Source organism: Corynebacterium sp. AOP40-9SA-29 (assembly GCF_052377405.1).
Taxonomy (GTDB): Bacteria; Actinomycetota; Actinomycetes; order Mycobacteriales; family Mycobacteriaceae; genus Corynebacterium.
The window spans coordinates 777,007-792,551 of sequence record NZ_JBQSWR010000001.1 but is presented as its reverse complement, the minus strand read 5'-3'; the positions used below and the strand labels follow the sequence as shown (position 1 = coordinate 792,551).

18 protein-coding genes are annotated in these 15,545 nt (G+C 69.3%); 13 read left to right on the top strand and 5 right to left on the bottom strand.

What is annotated here, in order from left to right; genetic code table 11:
* Nucleotides 1–26: 26 nt before the first annotated feature.
* Complete coding sequence (locus ACT3SZ_RS03705; RefSeq protein WP_444616784.1) at nucleotides 27–197, top strand: hypothetical protein; 171 nt, start codon at nucleotides 27–29, stop codon at nucleotides 195–197.
* Between the two features lie 117 nt (nucleotides 198–314).
* The gene (locus ACT3SZ_RS03700; protein WP_444616782.1) at nucleotides 315–494 is read left to right on the top strand and encodes a hypothetical protein; all 180 of its coding nucleotides are present in this window, start codon (nucleotides 315–317) and stop codon (nucleotides 492–494) included.
* A gap of 18 nt (nucleotides 495–512) precedes the next feature.
* Here the strand turns inward: ACT3SZ_RS03700 and ACT3SZ_RS03695 are convergent, their stop codons facing one another.
* Nucleotides 513–1,430 carry an ABC transporter permease gene (locus ACT3SZ_RS03695; protein ID WP_444616780.1) on the bottom strand — a complete coding sequence of 306 codons (918 nt, stop codon included), beginning with the start codon at nucleotides 1,428–1,430 and terminating at the stop codon, nucleotides 513–515.
* A 95-nt stretch (nucleotides 1,431–1,525) separates the two neighbouring features.
* Between ACT3SZ_RS03695 and ACT3SZ_RS03690 the strand changes: the two genes are divergently transcribed.
* A complete protein-coding gene (locus ACT3SZ_RS03690; RefSeq protein WP_444616779.1) occupies nucleotides 1,526–2,101 on the top strand; it encodes a TetR/AcrR family transcriptional regulator in 576 nt (191 codons plus the stop codon).
* Here ACT3SZ_RS03690 and ACT3SZ_RS03685 read toward each other — a convergent pair.
* Both ACT3SZ_RS03685 and ACT3SZ_RS03680 read right to left on the bottom strand, forming a co-directional pair.
* A complete protein-coding gene (locus tag ACT3SZ_RS03685; RefSeq protein ID WP_444616777.1) occupies nucleotides 2,061–3,074 on the bottom strand; it encodes a DNA glycosylase AlkZ-like family protein in 1,014 nt (337 codons plus the stop codon). The two genes, ACT3SZ_RS03690 and ACT3SZ_RS03685, sit on opposite strands and share 41 nt — an antisense overlap.
* Entirely contained in the window at nucleotides 3,075–3,944 is an 870-nt protein-coding gene (locus tag ACT3SZ_RS03680; RefSeq protein WP_444616775.1) for a GDSL-type esterase/lipase family protein, read from the bottom strand. It abuts the gene before it with no gap.
* A gap of 133 nt (nucleotides 3,945–4,077) precedes the next feature.
* On the opposite strand from ACT3SZ_RS03680, the gene ACT3SZ_RS03675 reads away from it, so the two are divergent.
* Nucleotides 4,078–5,121, top strand: coding sequence for a methyltransferase (locus ACT3SZ_RS03675; RefSeq protein ID WP_444616774.1), 1,044 nt, complete (start codon nucleotides 4,078–4,080; stop codon nucleotides 5,119–5,121).
* Here the strand turns inward: ACT3SZ_RS03675 and ACT3SZ_RS03670 are convergent.
* Nucleotides 5,118–5,567 carry a DUF4442 domain-containing protein gene (locus ACT3SZ_RS03670; RefSeq protein WP_444616773.1) on the bottom strand — a complete coding sequence of 150 codons (450 nt, stop codon included), beginning with the start codon at nucleotides 5,565–5,567 and terminating at the stop codon, nucleotides 5,118–5,120. The two genes, ACT3SZ_RS03675 and ACT3SZ_RS03670, sit on opposite strands and share 4 nt — an antisense overlap.
* A 141-nt stretch (nucleotides 5,568–5,708) precedes the next feature.
* Between ACT3SZ_RS03670 and ACT3SZ_RS03665 the strand changes: the two genes are divergently transcribed.
* The 9 genes from ACT3SZ_RS03665 (at nucleotide 5,709) to ACT3SZ_RS03625 (ending at nucleotide 14,265) form a co-directional block, all read left to right on the top strand.
* A complete protein-coding gene (locus tag ACT3SZ_RS03665; protein ID WP_444616772.1) occupies nucleotides 5,709–6,701 on the top strand; it encodes a glycerophosphodiester phosphodiesterase family protein in 993 nt (330 codons plus the stop codon).
* Nucleotides 6,702–6,767: 66 nt separating this feature from the next.
* A complete protein-coding gene (locus tag ACT3SZ_RS03660; protein WP_444616770.1) occupies nucleotides 6,768–7,811 on the top strand; it encodes a lipase family alpha/beta hydrolase in 1,044 nt (347 codons plus the stop codon).
* A gap of 82 nt (nucleotides 7,812–7,893) precedes the next feature.
* Nucleotides 7,894–8,928 carry an ABC transporter substrate-binding protein gene (locus ACT3SZ_RS03655; protein WP_444616768.1) on the top strand — a complete coding sequence of 345 codons (1,035 nt, stop codon included), beginning with the start codon at nucleotides 7,894–7,896 and terminating at the stop codon, nucleotides 8,926–8,928.
* A complete protein-coding gene (locus ACT3SZ_RS03650) occupies nucleotides 8,921–10,084 on the top strand; it encodes a lipase family protein (protein WP_444616767.1) in 1,164 nt (387 codons plus the stop codon). The genes ACT3SZ_RS03655 and ACT3SZ_RS03650 overlap by 8 nt, the downstream gene beginning before the upstream one ends.
* 64 nt (nucleotides 10,085–10,148) lie before the next feature.
* Nucleotides 10,149–10,925 (top strand): SDR family oxidoreductase, encoded by a 777-nt coding sequence (locus tag ACT3SZ_RS03645; protein ID WP_444616766.1) that lies wholly within the window; start codon nucleotides 10,149–10,151, stop codon nucleotides 10,923–10,925.
* Nucleotides 10,926–11,004: 79 nt separating this feature from the next.
* Nucleotides 11,005–11,847 carry an ABC transporter ATP-binding protein gene (locus ACT3SZ_RS03640; protein WP_444616764.1) on the top strand — a complete coding sequence of 281 codons (843 nt, stop codon included), beginning with the start codon at nucleotides 11,005–11,007 and terminating at the stop codon, nucleotides 11,845–11,847.
* Entirely contained in the window at nucleotides 11,844–12,608 is a 765-nt protein-coding gene (locus ACT3SZ_RS03635; RefSeq protein WP_444616763.1) for an ABC transporter permease, read from the top strand. The genes ACT3SZ_RS03640 and ACT3SZ_RS03635 overlap by 4 nt, the downstream gene beginning before the upstream one ends.
* Nucleotides 12,605–13,672 (top strand): sensor histidine kinase, encoded by a 1,068-nt coding sequence (locus ACT3SZ_RS03630; protein WP_444616762.1) that lies wholly within the window; start codon nucleotides 12,605–12,607, stop codon nucleotides 13,670–13,672. The genes ACT3SZ_RS03635 and ACT3SZ_RS03630 overlap by 4 nt, the downstream gene beginning before the upstream one ends.
* Complete coding sequence (locus ACT3SZ_RS03625; RefSeq protein WP_444616760.1) at nucleotides 13,669–14,265, top strand: response regulator transcription factor; 597 nt, start codon at nucleotides 13,669–13,671, stop codon at nucleotides 14,263–14,265. The genes ACT3SZ_RS03630 and ACT3SZ_RS03625 overlap by 4 nt, the downstream gene beginning before the upstream one ends.
* On the opposite strand, the gene ACT3SZ_RS03620 is transcribed toward ACT3SZ_RS03625, so the two are convergent.
* Entirely contained in the window at nucleotides 14,247–15,434 is a 1,188-nt protein-coding gene (locus ACT3SZ_RS03620) for an MFS transporter (RefSeq protein WP_444616758.1), read from the bottom strand. The two genes, ACT3SZ_RS03625 and ACT3SZ_RS03620, sit on opposite strands and share 19 nt — an antisense overlap.
* Between the last annotated feature and the right edge of the window lie 111 nt (nucleotides 15,435–15,545).

Here is a 15,545-nt window from a genome sequence, read left to right as displayed (position 1 = left end):
CGCCCCTCCCACGGAAAGGTCCCCTCATGGATGCCCTGTTCGAACCCATCCTCAACCTGCTCAGCTCCACTGTCGGCCTGGGCTCGTCGATCGCCACCGGCACCCCGATCGGTATCGGTTCCTCCACCCTGGAGCTCGGCTCCTCGGCGATCGAGCTGAGCACCGCCGGCTCCTCGGTCCTGGAGGCACAGGACTGATCGGGTGGGGGTGAGGGCGGCACGACTTTCGGTATTTTCCCTTTACGGGGGAAACGTTCGCCTAGTGTCATGCCCGTCACTGCGTCATAGGACGCTCACACTACCGAAAGGTCCTTCATGGAATCTCTCATCACCCTCATCGAATCGGTCTTCGCCTTCGGCTCCTCGGCGCTGGAGCTCGGCTCCACCGTGCTCTCCGGGGACGGCTCACTGGCCGTCGGTTCCGGCGTCCTCGACCTCGGGTCCTCGGCCGCAGAGCTCAGCGGGGCCGGTTCCGCTGTCATCGAGGGGAGCTGACTGACGGCGCACGCCTGATCAGGCAGGGGTGACGGCGCGGCGGTTCTTGAGCGCCGCCGCGCCGACCAGCGCACAGCCGATCGCGACCCAGGCGAGCAGGACCCACACGGAGTGGGCGATGCCGGCACCGTCGAAGAAGGCCACCGAGCGGGTCGCGTTGCCCGCCGCACCGATCGGCAGGTACTGGCCGATCGCGCCCCAGGGGGAGGGGAGCCACTGCCAGCCCGTGGCGATGCCGGACAGCGGGTTGGACACGAACAGGGTCAGCAGAGCGCCGATGCCCAGGCCCGGGACTCCGATGAGTGCCTCCAGGCCGAGGACGAACAGCGATGTACCGGCGATGCCGAGTGCGAGCACCCCGGCGGTCTCCCAGTAGTTGCCGTCGAAGGTGCCGAAACCGAACTGCAGGATCGCACCCACCGCCAGGCCTGCGGCCAGCGAGAACGCTATCGATCCGACGATGCGCAGGCCGTAGCGCTTCTTCATGGTGAGCGACAGGACTGCCGCCGACACCATGCCGCCGAAGGCCAGCGGCAACGCCAGGGCGCTGAGCCCGCCGGCGCTCGGATCGTCCTGCGTGGTCGGTGCGACGTCCTCCACCGTGGCGTTCATGCCCTCGGCGACGCCGGTGAGCACCTGCGTGTAGGGGGTGCCCGCGCCGGAGGCGGTGTAGACCGTCGCGCCGTCCGCCGCGACGGTGACGGCGCCGACGGCGTCGCGGGAGAGGACGGCGTCCCGGGCGTCCGACGGGTCGTCGTAGGTGGTGACCTCGAACTTCTCGTCGAGCTGGCTGGCGACCGCGTCGGGCGCGGAGACGGCGATGGGGATGTCGTCCGGGCCGGAGTTCATCTGCGGGGAGAGGAAGGCGAGCAGCATCAGTGTGACCGCGGCCGTGAGGCCGAGGATGATGCCGCCGAGCTTGAGCGTGGTCTTCATGAGGGACTCCTGCATGGTAGCGTGATAAATGGAACAAAGCGCTCCGTTTTTGTGGAGCGTAATCCTCCGGTTACCGAGATGCAAGAGGAGAGCCGATGCGAGCCGATGCACGGGAGAAACGGGCGGCCCTGCTCACCGCCGCCTGGGACCTATTCGCCGAGGACGGGCCCGAGGTACCGTTGCGCACCGTGGCCGCACGGGCCGACGTGGGCATCGCCACGCTCTACCGGCACTTCCCGACCCGGGAGGACCTCATGGTCGGGCTCATCGAGGACATGGCCGGACGCGTGCTGGCCATCATCGAACGCCACGTCGCCGACTGGGATGGGGGATCGGAGGGGTGGCGCAGCTTCGTGCATGAGATCGCCGCGCTGAAGGTCGCCGCGCTGGCAGAACGCTCCATCGCCGTGATCCCGGTGGACGGCCGGGTCTGGGTCGAGACCGAACCCGTGCGCGAGGGATTCATGGGGGCCTACCGCACCATCCTCGACCTCGCGGCGTCCAGCGGTTTCGTGGAGGACGACCTGTCGCCGTGGCGCTTCCACCTGGGCCTGGCGGCGGTGTCACGCCCCATGCCGGAGAAGGCCGAGCGCTTCGCGCCCGGTCAGGCAGACTGGCTGATCGACACCTTCATCGACGGGTTGCGGGGTAGGCGCGCAGCGCTCGGCTGACGTCGCGTTGCGCCGTCGCGCTGAGCTCCCGGAAGGGCTCCACGTTGGCGGAAGACGAGGACGACCACGTCGCGATGAATTTCCCGCCGCGCACCACCGTCCGGCGGAACACCCCGCGGTTGCCGGGGGCGACCTGCTCGTGGTGGTCGGACGCCAGGAAGGCCAACCGGTCGCGGTAGCCCAGCATGACCTCGTCGAAGGCGGGCAGGGCGAAAGTGCCGTGCGCCCGGCGGGAGACCGCGGCGAGTTCGTCGTACAGGCCCGGACGGTGGTGCAGCCCGTCGGTGGTCTCGACCTCGCCGGCGATCTCGGCGAAGGCGTCCTTCACCACCCGCTGCGGCAGCTTCGTCCACCACGCGAAGTCGCGCAGGTCCGCCGGGCCGTGGCCGGTGAGGTATCGCAGCAGCAGCTCAGCGGTGGGGGAGCGGTCCGCGGTGTACGGCACCGCCGTGGCCGGGACGATGAGCTGGTCGGCACCGTCGAACGGCCCGTAGACGGCGGTGCCGTGCAGCATCATGTCGCGGATCATCATGTAGCGAAAACCGCGGTCGTCCGGGAAACCGTGGCGGGCCCACAACTCGCCCAGCCCGGCACGGGTGAGGCCCGGGGAGCCCAGGAAGACGTCGTGGGCGCGGGTCACCTCAGCCTGGGAGATCCCCTCCTTCTCCCAGTGCCGGGCGGACTCGCGTCGCTGCTGGCCGGCGCACAGTTCGGTGACCCAGCCGACGTCGCGGGCGGACAAGGCGAACACGGTGGAACGCATCGGATAACCGCGAACGACCTCCCCGGCGTCGAAGGCGGCGCGTACGTCTGTGACGTCTGTACCTTTCGGCAGCCGCAACGCCAACGACGCCAACACCCCGGTGAGGTCCTGGCCCTGCATCGGGCCCATGGCCTCCAACAGGCCCACGGCGGAGTCCGCGGGGGAGAGCAACCCCTGCGCGACCAGCCGGGCCTCGACGAGCGAGGGCATTTAGACGGCGCGGGACATCCGGTCGGCGATGAAGGTGGAGCCCTTCAGCGACGGGTGAATCATCATGTTGTAGTTCGGGGTGGTGGTGTCGATGATGCCCGCCACGTACCGGTTCTGGTCGGGGGAGCAGGTCGCGTTGCCGGCGGTCTCGGTCTTCAGGTCCACGAAGGACGCACCGATCTGGCGGGCGGCCTCCTGTTGGTTGCCGCGCAGCCAGATCTCCACGTCGCTGAGCACCGGGATCGGCAGACCAGCGGGGAAGTTCGGGATCACGTTGGCGAAGCAGAACATGCCGTTGGAGGTGATCGACATCTGCCCGGCCATCACGATGCGCGCACCCGGGGCGGCGGAACGCACCTTCGCCGCGGCGGCGCGCACATCCGAGAGGTAGCGATTGCGCACGTCACCGGGGTTGAGGAAGTCAGCACCATTGTCGGTGCCGCCGGGGCCGAAGTTGTTCATCCCGTAGTTCAGCACCACGGTGCGGGTGCCGCGGTGGATGTCGCCGGCGTTGACGGCGCGGTCGATGCGGCCCAGGGCGCTGTGGGAGGTCATCCCGGAGCAGGACCAGTCGGTCACCGCGAGGCCGTGGCGCTGCTGCATCAGACGCGGCCAGTTGTTCGGTGCCTGCAGGCAGTTGCCGCCGACCGGGTAGTTGTCGGGGACGAAGCCGTCGATGCCGCGCAGCGTGTTGTAGTACTGGTCGGGGTTCGCCGCGTAGGAGTCGCCCATGATCACCACGTTGCCGGCAGGGGCCGCGGCCGCCATGGGTGCGGTGGCGAGCCCGAGGGCCACGGCGAGTGCACCGACCACCGCCGTCGTCGCTCGGAAGAGTCGGGTGCGGCGGGGCTTGGCACGGTGGGTCGTCACGTCATTGGTCCTCTCGAAACGCGTGCGGGCACGCGGGTGCGCTTGAAACAGTCTGCCTAGTTCTAACGGTTCGCTGTGAGTTGCCGTTACTTTTGCTGCCGACACTAGCAGGGTCCGTGGAACAATCAGCGGTATGACGGAAATCGCCGACGACACCACCACCGCCGACCGGGCGCTGCGGCACCTGCGCACCGGCGACACGCTGCTGTGGACGGGCGACTTCCACAACGCCCGCCAGCTGCTCAAGGCTCTCGACCGGCGGCTGACGAAGCGGGCCGGGAGACGTCGGGCCGGAAACGAGGGGGACGCCGCCGACGCCGCGACGCTGTTCCTGCGCCAGCGCGCCGAACGCGCCGAGCGGGCGGACGTCCTGGGCCGCGTCCTCGTCGATCTGGGGGAGGACTACAGCCTTGACCTGCGCCGGGCGCCGGACGTGCGCGAGGCGTGCCGGCACGCCTACGGGCAGGACGGCCCGCGGCGCGTGCCGTTCACCGAATTGCAGGGCGTCCTCGGCGCCTGGCAGTGGCACCTGCGCGGGGTGTGGGTCGAGGAGCTCGGCGACCACGTCCACCCGGACTACGGCGTCTTCTCGCCGACGCGCAGCGAGTACGTCGGCCTGGTCGACCGGCTCGCCGACGAGACGTCCGGACGCGACGTCCTGGAGATCGGCACCGGCACCGGAGTTCTCGCCGCCGTCCTGGCACGGCACGGGGCACGCGTGACGGCGACGGACGTCAGTGCGCGGGCCGTGGCCTGCGCGCGCGCCAACCTGGAACGCCTCGGGGTCTCCGCCGAGGTCGTGGAGGCCGACCTGTGGCTGCCCGGGCAGCGCGCGGACATCGTCGTGTTCAACCCGCCGTGGCTGCCGGGCACGCCGACCTCCGAGCTGGAACTCGGCATCTACGACGATAAGTCGGACGCCCTGCACCGCTACCTCGCCGGGCTCGCCGAGCACCTCACCGACGGTGGGGAGGGCTGGCTGGTGCTCTCCGACCTGGCCGAACACCTCGGCCTGCGCACCCGGGAGCAGCTGGAGGGGTGGATCGCCGACGGTGGGCTGCGCGTGGTCGGGCGGGAGGACACCGCCCCACGCCACCCGAAGGTCCGCGACGCCGACGACCCGCTGCACGTCGCCCGCAGTCGCGAGGTCACCTCGCTGTGGCGGCTGCGTGCCTAACGCTTGCGCCGGTAGTACACCTGGCGGCGGACCGTGGCGACGGTGTCGCCGGCCTCGTCGGTGACGTCCACCTCGAACCAGTGCAGGTACTTGCGCCCCTCGGTGGTCTCCTCGCGGATGCGTTCGTAGGTGGCGTCGTCGATGCGCATATCGGCGGTGAGGGTGCCGCGCCCCGGTTTGAGGAATGAGACCTCCGCGCCGACGTCCCACACGTTGAACCCGCCGCCCAGGCGCGCCATGGAGGCGAGCATGAAGAAGGGGTCGGTCATCGACATGATCGTGCCGCCGAAGGCGGTACCCACGATGTTCCTGGTCAGGCGGTTGGGACGGTGGGTGACGAGGACGCGCGAGCCGTCCTGCGCGAACTCGCGGATCTTCACTCCGGCGCCGAGCAGGGGCGGCCACAGGGGCATGAAACGTCGGAGCTGGGTGGTGTTGATGTCCATGCTCTCCGTGTCTAGCACGATAGGCAACTGGTTGCTTAAGTTTCGGTGAACCTTCGGCAACATCCCCTGCGGCGGGCGCGGCGGGCCGTTACGGTCAGATCGCCTACCGACACAAGCCCCCGACAACAGCCCAGGAGAACCATGCCCCGCACCCCTCACATCGCTGCCGCCGTCTCCGTCTCCGCCGTTCTGGCCGTGGGGCTCGCCGCGTCCCCCGCCGCCGCCTCGGTGACCGGCAGCCTCGGCCTGCCGACGGTGCCGCCGGCGGTGACCTCTCCGGCGGACAACCTGCCGTCCACCTTCGACCTGCAGGCCCACCGCGGCGGACGCGGCGAACACACCGAGGAGTCGGCCTCCGCCTTCGACCACGCCCTCGACCTGGGCGTGACCACCCTCGAGCTGGACGTCCACCTGTCCGCCGACGGCGTCCCCGTCGTCTGGCACGACGCCTCCATCCAGGACGACAAGTGCACCGGCGAGCACGTCGGCGAGGACGTCCACGACCTCACCTTTGAGCAGCTGCAGACCCTCAACTGCAACCTGGCGCTGGAGGACTACCCCGACGCCGTCCACGCCGACGACAACCGCATCCTCTCCCTCGCCGACGTCTTCGACCTCGCCGCGCGCGACCCGCAGGTCTACTTCAACATCGAGACCAAGATCGAGGCGGAGCAGCCGGAACGCTCCGCCCCCGCGCAGGACTACGTGGACGCGATCCTCGACGCCGCGCAGGACGCCGGGACCACCGACCGCATCGCCGTGCAGTCCTTCGACTGGTCCAGCCTGCCGCTGGTGCGCGAGCGCGCACCGCAGGTCCCGCTCATCGCCCTGTTCGACGCGACGACGTGGGTGCCGGACTCGCCGTACCTCGGCCCGGTGGACTACGGCGACGGTGACGTCGTCGCCGCCGCGCAGCAGCTCGGAGTCGAGGTGCTCAGCCCCGCCTACAAGGACGTCGACGCGGCGTCCTTCATCACCCGGGCGCACGACGCGGGCCTGCGCGTGGTGCCCTGGACCATCAACGAGGCCGCGGACATGCAGGAGTACATCGGCGCCGGCGCCGACGGCGTGATCACCGACTACCCCACGCGCCTGCGCGACATCCTCCAGGAGCGGGGTGTCGCCTACCGGTGATGGAGCTGCCTCGAACTACACCGATCCATGTTTGCGGGCGAACAGGATCCGGTACGGTTCTGGATCATGTTACGTTTCAAAACCAAGGGTGCCGTTGCTGCGGTGGCCACCGTCGCGGCCGTGACCGTCTCTGCCGCCCCGGCCGCGTCCGCCGCGCCTGCTGAGCCTGCTGCCCCGTCCAACTTCGTCGACGCCTTCGTGCAAAGCTTCCACGACCCGCTGCGTTCCCCGGCCGGGGCCAACGACTGGGACTGCACCAGTGACCACAACCCGGTCGTCCTGATCCACGGGACGTGGGAGAACGCCTACGACAACTGGTCGGCACTGGCGCCGGCACTCGCCGACGACGGGTACTGCGTCTTCGCCCCGAACTACGGGCGCGCGGAGATCCAGGACAAGGGCGGCGTCGGCACCGTCCTGCCGAACACCTTCGCCACCGGCGACATCGCCGAGTCGGCCGCCGAGGTCGGCGAGTTCGTCGACCGCGTCCTCGAAGCCACCGGCAGCGAGGAGGTCGACCTCGTCGGCCACTCCCAGGGCGGGCTGCTGGCACGCCAGTACCTCACCTTCAACGGCGGGGCGGACAAGGTGGACAAGGCCGTGACCCTCGGCGCTACGAACCACGGCACCACCCTGTCCGGCATCGCCAACCTCAACCGGTTCATCGGTGGCCTCGGCCTGGACCTCGATCCCGCGCTGGACTACGTGATCGGCGAGGGCGGCACCCAGCAGCAGTACGGTTCACCGCTGCTCGAACGGCTCAACGCCGCCGGCGACACTGTGCCCGGCGTGGACTACACCGCGGTCGGTACGAAGTACGACGAGGTCACCACGCCCTACGATTCGACTTTCCTCACCGCCGGTGAAGGCGCGAGCGTCACCAACGTCACCGTGCAGGACGGGTGCGAGCAGGACCATTCGGACCACATCTCCATGTCCTACTCGCCGCGGGTCGTCGACATCGTGCGCGACGCCCTTGACCCGGGCAGCGTCCCCGAAAAGCGCTGCACACCGAACTCACCGATCATGGGTGCCGGCACCACGGAGATCACCGAAGGCCTGGCCGGCCCCTTTGGCTGGTTGTCGGAGAATGCCCGCCCGCTCGCCTGATAATAAGGATTGCCTTCCAAAAGTTCTCCCCGTAGATTGAGATCGTCCGGATAGGCCGGACCGTTCCTCCGAGGAGAACCCCATGACCGTCACCTCCCGGCGTCGCACCGCTGCGGCCCTCCTGTCAGCCACACTCGCGAGCATGGTGCTCAGCGCCTGCTCATCTGACGACGGGGAGGACGCTGCGGCTTCTTCCTCCTCGTCGGACGGCAGCTACCCCGTCACCTTCACCTCTCCGTGGGGAGAGTCCACAGTGGAGGACAAGCCCGTGCGCATTGCCTCCCTCGGCTACAAGGATGCCGACGTGATCGCGGCGCTCGGCGAGACACCGGTGATCATGGCGGACTCCACGCAGAAGCAGGAGTTCTACACCATGGACGCCATGCCGGGGGAGCCCGAGTTCACCTTCACCTACGACGAGAGTGACATGGCGCCGATCGAGGAGATCGCCGCCGCCGAGCCCGACCTGATCGTCGCCAGCCAGATGGACCTCAGCGACAACTACGCGAAACTGAGTGATATCGCCCCGGTCATCGCGGCGGAGACCACGGAGGACATCTCCGGTAACTGGCAACAGACGATCACCAACCTCGGTGAGGCGCTCGGCAAGCAGGAGCAGGCGGAGGCCGTGATCACCGAGACGGCCGACACCGCCACGAGGATCCGGGAGGAGCACCCCGAATTCGACGGTCGCTCGATCACGATGGTCAACTACTTCGGTCTCGACCAGATGTTTCACCTCAATCCGGACGGCACCGACCTGGCCACCCTGCTCTCCGATATCGGATTCAGCGGCACGCCCGGCGACCTTCCCGAGGGGGCCATTCCGGAGGAGCGGATCTCCGATCTTGACGCTGACGTCATCGTCATCCTCGACAACTCCGACGGCCAGGCTGCGGACCTCACAGAGAATCCCGTCTTCGAAGGCTTGCAGGGGAACACCCTGGTCATCCGCAACCACGCCTTCATGACACCGTCGGAAGCGGCCTTCGACGTGGACGGGGAGAAGCACGAGGGCAACCTGGCCTGGGCCCTTGGCTACCCCGGCCCCCTGTCGACGCAGTGGGAGCTGGAGACGCTCGCCCCGCTGCTGGCGGAGACCGTCGCCGGTGAGTGATCGGCGACGGTGTGGCGTCCTGCTGCTCTGTGCCGCCCTGTGCACCGCCTCGTGGGCGGGCACGGTGCCCGCCGCGGCGGGTACAGCGGCGAGTACAGGGATAAGCACCGAGGACATCTCCGACGTGCCGGACGCCGGGCTGCGCGGCGCCGCGGCGGTGCACCGCCTCACCTACTCGTCGGTGGATGCCCAGGGCGCGGTGGTGGAGACCCAGGCGAACCTGTACGTGCCCGAGCGGGCGCGGGAGGACGGGACCGTCCGGCTGATGGCCTACAACCACGGCACCGTTGGGCTCGGCGCGGAGTGCGGCGTTGGTCTGCGACTGGGCACCGGCGGCGGGTACGACGACTGGTTGGGTCCCTGGCTCGACGCCGGATATGCGCTCGTCGTGCCGGAGTACGCGGGTATCGGACAGGAAGGTGTCGGTCACGCCTACAACCACGGGGAAACCTCGGCGATGAACTCCCTCGACGCCGTCCGGGCCGCCCGGTCCGTCTACCCGGGACTCACCGGGAAGGAACTCGCGCCGGGATTCGTCACGGACGGCGGCTCCCAAGGGGCGCATACCTCGGTGTGGGTCAACCGGATCGTCGCCGAGTACGCCCCGGAGGAGATACTGGTCGGCAGTTCCGCAGCCTCGCTGCCGGCGGATATCGGCGGGTATGTGGGGCTGCTGGCCCCCGGTGTCCCCGCCCTGCCCCAGGTGACGGCTCCGCTGGTGACCTACGTCAGCTACCTACTGGCGGGCATGGAGAACGCCGGCACGGGCATTGCCGATGGGGCGGTATTCACCGACCGGGCGCGTGACCTCGCGGACGTCGGCCAGGAACTCTGCTACCCACAGATGGTCGATCACGCCGAGGGCACCGCCCCCGGTGACCTCGTGACCCGGCCCTTGGCGGGGACCACGGAGCTCGACCGTCTCCGTGCCTACGCCGCGGTTCCCGACGACGGGTTCTCCGCCCCGTTACTCGTCCAGCAGGGCGACCTCGACGTGGTCACCCCGCGCGTCCAGGTCGACCCGTGGGTGGCGCGTGTGCGGGCAACCGGCGCCTCGGTGGACTTCCGGACCTACCCGGGGCTCGGGCACGGTCTGTCGGCGGATGCGGAGCAGGTGTCCTTGCGCTGGTCTGAGGCGCAGGACTGGCCTCTGTAGCGAGTTGGACCTTATTTTTCCGATTGCAATGTATCTATGTTCGACCCCTGATAGATTGCGCCCTATGAACAACACGAAGAGCATCTTCATCTCCGGCGGCGCCGCCGGAATCGGTCGTGAGGTCGCACTGAAGTTCCGCGACGCAGGCTGGACCGTCGGCGCCTACGACATCGACGAACAGGGCCTCGAGCTGCTCAAGGAGCAGTTCCCCGACATCATCACCGGGCGTCTGGACGTCACCGACTACGAGTCGTGGGAGGAGGCCCTGGCCGACTTCACCTCGCACACCGGTGGCCGTCTCGACGTCCTCGACAACAACGCCGGCATCATCGGCGACCACGACGTCGCCGACCAGGCCCCGGGCCTGATCGCCAAGCAGATCGAGATCAACTGCACCGGCGTCACCTTCGGCGCCCGTGCCGCCCACCCGTACCTCAAGAACACCAAGGGCTCGCACATGGTGTCGATGGGGTCGGCGTCCGGCATCTACGGTCAGCCGCACATCACCCCGTACTCCGCCTCGAAGTTCTACGTGCACGGTTTCACCCAGGCGATGAGCCTGGAGTGGCGCAAGGACAAGATCCGCGTGGTCAACATCATGCCGCTGTGGGTCAAGACCAAGCTCGCCGACGTCGAGGCCGCCTCCACCAAGCGTCTCGGTGTGCGCATCAAGACCGAGGACGTCGCCGATGCCGTGTGGAAGTCCGTGCACCCGAAGAACTGGCTGGAGCGTCAGCGCCAGGACTACTCGGTGTCCTTCCCCGACCTGGCCCTGCGTCTGGCCGCCCGGTTCTCCCCGGCCCCGGTCGCCCGCGAGTTCAACAAGATCATCGCCGGCTGATCACACATGACAACTGTCATGGTGATGTCGTGACCGTTGCCCCGGGCCTTCGGGTCCGGGGCACGGTTGTGTTGGGGGCATGGAGAACACAGTCACCACAACACCCACAGCCATCAACGCACAGGGGCTGCACAAGTCCTTCCGCGGCGGCGTCAGTGCCTTGCAGGACGTCAGCCTGACCATCACCACCGGGGAGATCGTGGCCCTGCTCGGCCGCAACGGCGCGGGCAAGACCACCCTGGTTGACCTGGTCCTCGGCCTCACAAAACCCACCGCCGGCACGGTCAGCGTGCTCGGCGGCACACCGCGCGCCGCGATCACCGGCCAACGGGTCGGGGCGGTGATGCAGACCGGCGGGCTGCTGCCCGATATGACCGTGGAGGGCACGGTGGCGATGATCGCCGCCACGATGCACCGTCCTCGTCCTGTCGCCGAGGTGCTGGAGCATGCCCGGCTCACCGACATGAAGAAACGCCGCGTGGGACGCTGCTCCGGCGGCGAACAACAACGCCTACGCTTCGCCCTCGCCTTACTCGGCGACCCGTGGCTGCTCATCCTCGATGAGCCGACCGCGGGCATGGACCCCGCCAGCCGCCATGACTTCTGGGAGGACATGCGTGTGCAGTCCGCCCGCGGGGTCACCGTCCTGTTCGCCACCCACTACCTGCAGGAAGCGCAGGACGTCGCGGGACGCATCGTCCTGCTCGACGGGGGTGCCGTCGTCGCCGACGGCACCGCCGAGGAGCTCGACGGCGGCGGGGACGTCGTCGTGGAGTATGACCTGGACGGCCACCACTCGGTGACCACCGGGGAGTCGGACGCGCTGGCGCGCGACCTGCTCGCCCGCGGCGCGTCCAACCTGCGTATCAGCGGGCGGACGCTGGAGGACACGTTCATCCGGCTGACCGGGGGTGCGCGATGACCACGCTACGTTTCGCCCTGCACGACCTGCGTCGGCTCTCCCGCGACGGCGCGATGCTCTTCTTCTCCATGGGACTGCCCGTGGTGTTCTACCTGGTCTTCGGCCAGGCGATGGGGTTCGGCGATGAGTCCGTGGGCCGAGGCGATGTCTCGGCGTACATCATGATCGGCATGGCGCTCTACGCCGGCGTGACCGGCGCGGTCGCCGCCGCCGGGCAGGTCGTGGTCGAGAGCACCACCGGCTGGGGACGCCAGCTCGCGCTCACCCCGCTGACCCACGCCCAGCTGGTGGCGTCGCGTCTGCTGGGCATCACCATCCGCGCGGTGCTGCCCGTCGCCGCGGTGTTCACCGTCGGTGCGGTGACCGGCGCGTCGATGCCGGCTGTGGCGTGGGCGGCGTCCTTCCTGCTGTGTGTCGTCGGCGCGGTTCCCTTCGGTTTCTACGGTATGGCCTGGTCGCAGGCGTGGCCCACGGAAACCTCGGTGAGCATCGCCGGGACCAGCGTGGTGGTGCTCGCATTCCTCGGCAACCTGTTCATGCCCCTGCCGGAGACGATGATGACCGTGGGACGCTTCAGCCCGATGTACGGGGCGGTGTCGCTGGCCAGGTGGCCGCTGAGCGAGGGCTACCAGTCCGTCTCGTACGAACCGTGGCTCGTGCACGACCCGCTATGGTGGGCGGTGGTGAACTTCCTGGTCTGGACGGCGGTCCTCGTCGCCGTGGTCCTGGCCCTGCACTCCCGGGAGAAGGGACGGCGATGAAGAACTTCGACGGCGCCTCCAGCCTGATGGCGTCCATCTGGTTGGTCGTGCTCGTGGTCCCGGCGGTGGTGCTGGTCGTCACCGAGGGATTCACGCCACGCACGGTGGCCGGTGTCACCCTGTTCGTACTCTTCAGCGCGGTGTATTCCATCGCCTTCGGCCTGGTCGACCACTGGCCGGCCGGGATGTCGATGCTGCGGCGTTACCTGTTCTGGTTCTCCCTGCTCGCCGTCGTGGCGGTGGTGACTGCCGTGGTCGTCGGCGCGTTGGCGGCCTTCCTCGTCCCCTTCTTCGTGGCGGTGCTGTCCTTCCCGCTGCCGGTGCGGTTCAGCCTGCCGGCCACCGTGGTGCTGGTGGTTGTGTCGACGGCGCTGGTGTGGCTGCTGGAACCGGCGGCGATGCCCGGGGTGCTGGGCGGCACGCTGGTCTCCCCGGCGATGGTCTACGCCGTGGCACTGGTGACCCGCCGCTACGAGGAGCGCGCGGAGCTCGAGCACGACCTGGAGATCTCGCGGCAACGCGAGTCCATCGCCGTGGACGTCCACGATCTGCTCGGTCATTCCCTGACCGTGGTGACCCTGAAATCCGAGCTCGCCGGACGCCTCGTCGACACCGACCCGGCGGCGGCGAAGGACGAGCTCGAGCAGATCACCCGGATCTCCCGCACCGCCCTGGCCGAGGTGCGCTCCACGGTGACGCGGATGCGCTCGCCCGACCTCGCCGGCGAGGTGGAGGCCGCGCGCCGGGCGCTGGGCACCGCGGGCATCCGCGCCGTCCTGCCCCACGATGTCTCGGTGGCCGGGGTGAACGCCCACCTGTACTCGTGGGTGGTGCGTGAGGCGGTGACGAACGTGGTGCGTCATTCGCGGGCGCGCACGTGCGAGGTGACGATGAGTGCCGACCGGGTCCAGGTCAGCGACGACGGTATCGGCGGGACGGACGCGGCCCGGTGGGGCAACGGGCTGACCGGGCTGGGGCGCCGCGTCGCCGATGCCGGCGGCATACTGACGGTGGACGGCACCGGCGGCACCACCGTGCTGGTGAGAATGGCAGGTCAGTCATGATCCGGGTACTTATTGCCGACGACCAGGACCTGGTGCGCGGCGCCCTCGCCGCGCTGCTCGGCACCGAACGCGACATCGACGTCGTCGCCGAGGTCGGACGCGGCGACGAGGTGGTCGACGCAGTGCGGGAGCACCGGGTCGACGTCGCCCTGCTCGACATCGAGATGCCCGGCATGACCGGCATCGAGGCGGCGGAGGCGCTGCAGGCGTCCTGCCGTTCGGTGATCGTGACGACGTTCGGACGTCCCGGCTACCTGCGCGCCGCGCTCGCCGCCGGCGCCACCGGTTTCGTGGTGAAGGACACCCCGGCGTCCCAGCTGGCAGAGACGGTGCGTCGGGTGCACCGCGGGCTGCGGGTGGTCGACCCCGCACTGGCGGAGGAGTCGCTGTTCACCCCGGACTCGCCGCTGACCGCGCGCGAGGTCGAGGTGTGCCGCGCGGCGCGCTCCGGGGCGGGCGTCCGGCAGATCGCCGCCCAACTGCACCTGTCGCAGGGCACGGTACGCAACCACCTGTCCTCGGTGATCGGCAAGACCGGGACGTCCAACCGCTTCGAGGCCGTGGGCGTGGCCGATCAGAACGGGTGGCTGTGACGTGCGGTGACGAGCACCGACACCGCGCAGACCGCCGCGCCGACGCAGAACACCGGCACGTAACCCACCGTCGGGGCGATCAACGAGACCACGAACGGCATGAAGAAGCCCAGGTACGTCAGGGCGTAGAAGACCGCGGTGAGCGAGCCGAGTTCCCCGGGCCCGGCGATGCGCTGCACCTCGCGCAGCCCGGAGACCATCATGATGCCGTAGGCCGTGCCCAGCACCACCGCGGTGGGCACCAGGAACCACACCGCCTGGGTGGTCACCACCACGATCGAGGCGACCATGCCCAGCCCGGCGGTGCCCAGCGCGTACATCGGCGGGGTCACCCGCGTGTGCACCGGCAGCCGCCCCGCCCACGGCTGCACGAACGTGCCGGTCAGCATGGTGACCCCGGCGATGAGCCCGGTGTAGGCCACCGGTGCCGACACCTGTGCGGTGACCAGCGGGGGCAGCACGGCGAAGGACGTCGTGGCCAGGCCGAACGCCCACGGCGCCCACAGTGCCACCGTGAACAGGAACCGCGGTGAGCGCGCCGAGGGCGGGATGCGCAGCCGGGCGTCCGAGCGTCGGCCGGCCTCCGGGGTCACCCACACCAGCGGGGTGACGACCAGCGCCATGACCAGGTGCAGGATCAGCGGGGTGGTGTCCGGCCCCGGCAACCACTCGGCGACCGGGCCGCTGACCAGCGGGCCGACCCCGAAACCGGCGGACGTGGCGGCGGTGGCGCGCCGGGCGGCGGCCCCGTCGGTACCATCTGCGTCCGGCGTGACCTCCTTGAGCCACGACGCCCCGGCGGCGAGGACCAGGCCCACCGCCACGCCGGTGAGCATGCGTCCCGCGCTGAGCAGGACGGGGCCGGCGGCTGAGCTGGCACCGGTGGTATCGGTTGCGAGGTGCGCGGCGAGGGTGACGAGCGTGCCCGCCACGGAGAACAGCAGCGCGGGACGCACCACGGCGCGGCGTCCACGACGGTCCGACAGCGGCCCGCCGACCATGAGCGCGGGGATCAGGCCGAGGACGTAGACGGCGAGGATGAGGTTCACCGGTGCCTGCGCGAGACCGTGGACGTCGCGCATCACCGGCAGCAGCGGGGCGAAGAGGTTCGCGCCGTAGGAGACGGCGAACATGCCCAGGGCGATGCGAACCCAGGGTGGCAGTGTCATGAGTCACATTGTGGCATGCGCTTCGCGGGCTTATGGATACCGGGCTGTCTCTGACGCAGAAAGGTCCAGTAGAACAGCGCTGAAAGGTACAGTAGGGGAGGTAAATGCAGG

Coding starts and splice junctions, on each gene's coding strand:
- ACT3SZ_RS03705 (WP_444616784.1), top strand. CDS start 27: ATGGATGCCCTGTTCGAACCCATCCTCAACCTGCTCAGCTCCACTGTC.
- ACT3SZ_RS03700 (WP_444616782.1), top strand. CDS start 315: ATGGAATCTCTCATCACCCTCATCGAATCGGTCTTCGCCTTCGGCTCC.
- ACT3SZ_RS03695 (WP_444616780.1), bottom strand. CDS start 1,430: ATGAAGACCACGCTCAAGCTCGGCGGCATCATCCTCGGCCTCACGGCC.
- ACT3SZ_RS03690 (WP_444616779.1), top strand. CDS start 1,526: ATGCGAGCCGATGCACGGGAGAAACGGGCGGCCCTGCTCACCGCCGCC.
- ACT3SZ_RS03685 (WP_444616777.1), bottom strand. CDS start 3,074: ATGCCCTCGCTCGTCGAGGCCCGGCTGGTCGCGCAGGGGTTGCTCTCC.
- ACT3SZ_RS03675 (WP_444616774.1), top strand. CDS start 4,078: ATGACGGAAATCGCCGACGACACCACCACCGCCGACCGGGCGCTGCGG.
- ACT3SZ_RS03670 (WP_444616773.1), bottom strand. CDS start 5,567: ATGGACATCAACACCACCCAGCTCCGACGTTTCATGCCCCTGTGGCCG.
- ACT3SZ_RS03665 (WP_444616772.1), top strand. CDS start 5,709: ATGCCCCGCACCCCTCACATCGCTGCCGCCGTCTCCGTCTCCGCCGTT.
- ACT3SZ_RS03660 (WP_444616770.1), top strand. CDS start 6,768: ATGTTACGTTTCAAAACCAAGGGTGCCGTTGCTGCGGTGGCCACCGTC.
- ACT3SZ_RS03655 (WP_444616768.1), top strand. CDS start 7,894: ATGACCGTCACCTCCCGGCGTCGCACCGCTGCGGCCCTCCTGTCAGCC.
- ACT3SZ_RS03645 (WP_444616766.1), top strand. CDS start 10,149: ATGAACAACACGAAGAGCATCTTCATCTCCGGCGGCGCCGCCGGAATC.
- ACT3SZ_RS03640 (WP_444616764.1), top strand. CDS start 11,005: ATGGAGAACACAGTCACCACAACACCCACAGCCATCAACGCACAGGGG.
- ACT3SZ_RS03635 (WP_444616763.1), top strand. CDS start 11,844: ATGACCACGCTACGTTTCGCCCTGCACGACCTGCGTCGGCTCTCCCGC.
- ACT3SZ_RS03630 (WP_444616762.1), top strand. CDS start 12,605: ATGAAGAACTTCGACGGCGCCTCCAGCCTGATGGCGTCCATCTGGTTG.
- ACT3SZ_RS03625 (WP_444616760.1), top strand. CDS start 13,669: ATGATCCGGGTACTTATTGCCGACGACCAGGACCTGGTGCGCGGCGCC.
- ACT3SZ_RS03620 (WP_444616758.1), bottom strand. CDS start 15,434: ATGACACTGCCACCCTGGGTTCGCATCGCCCTGGGCATGTTCGCCGTC.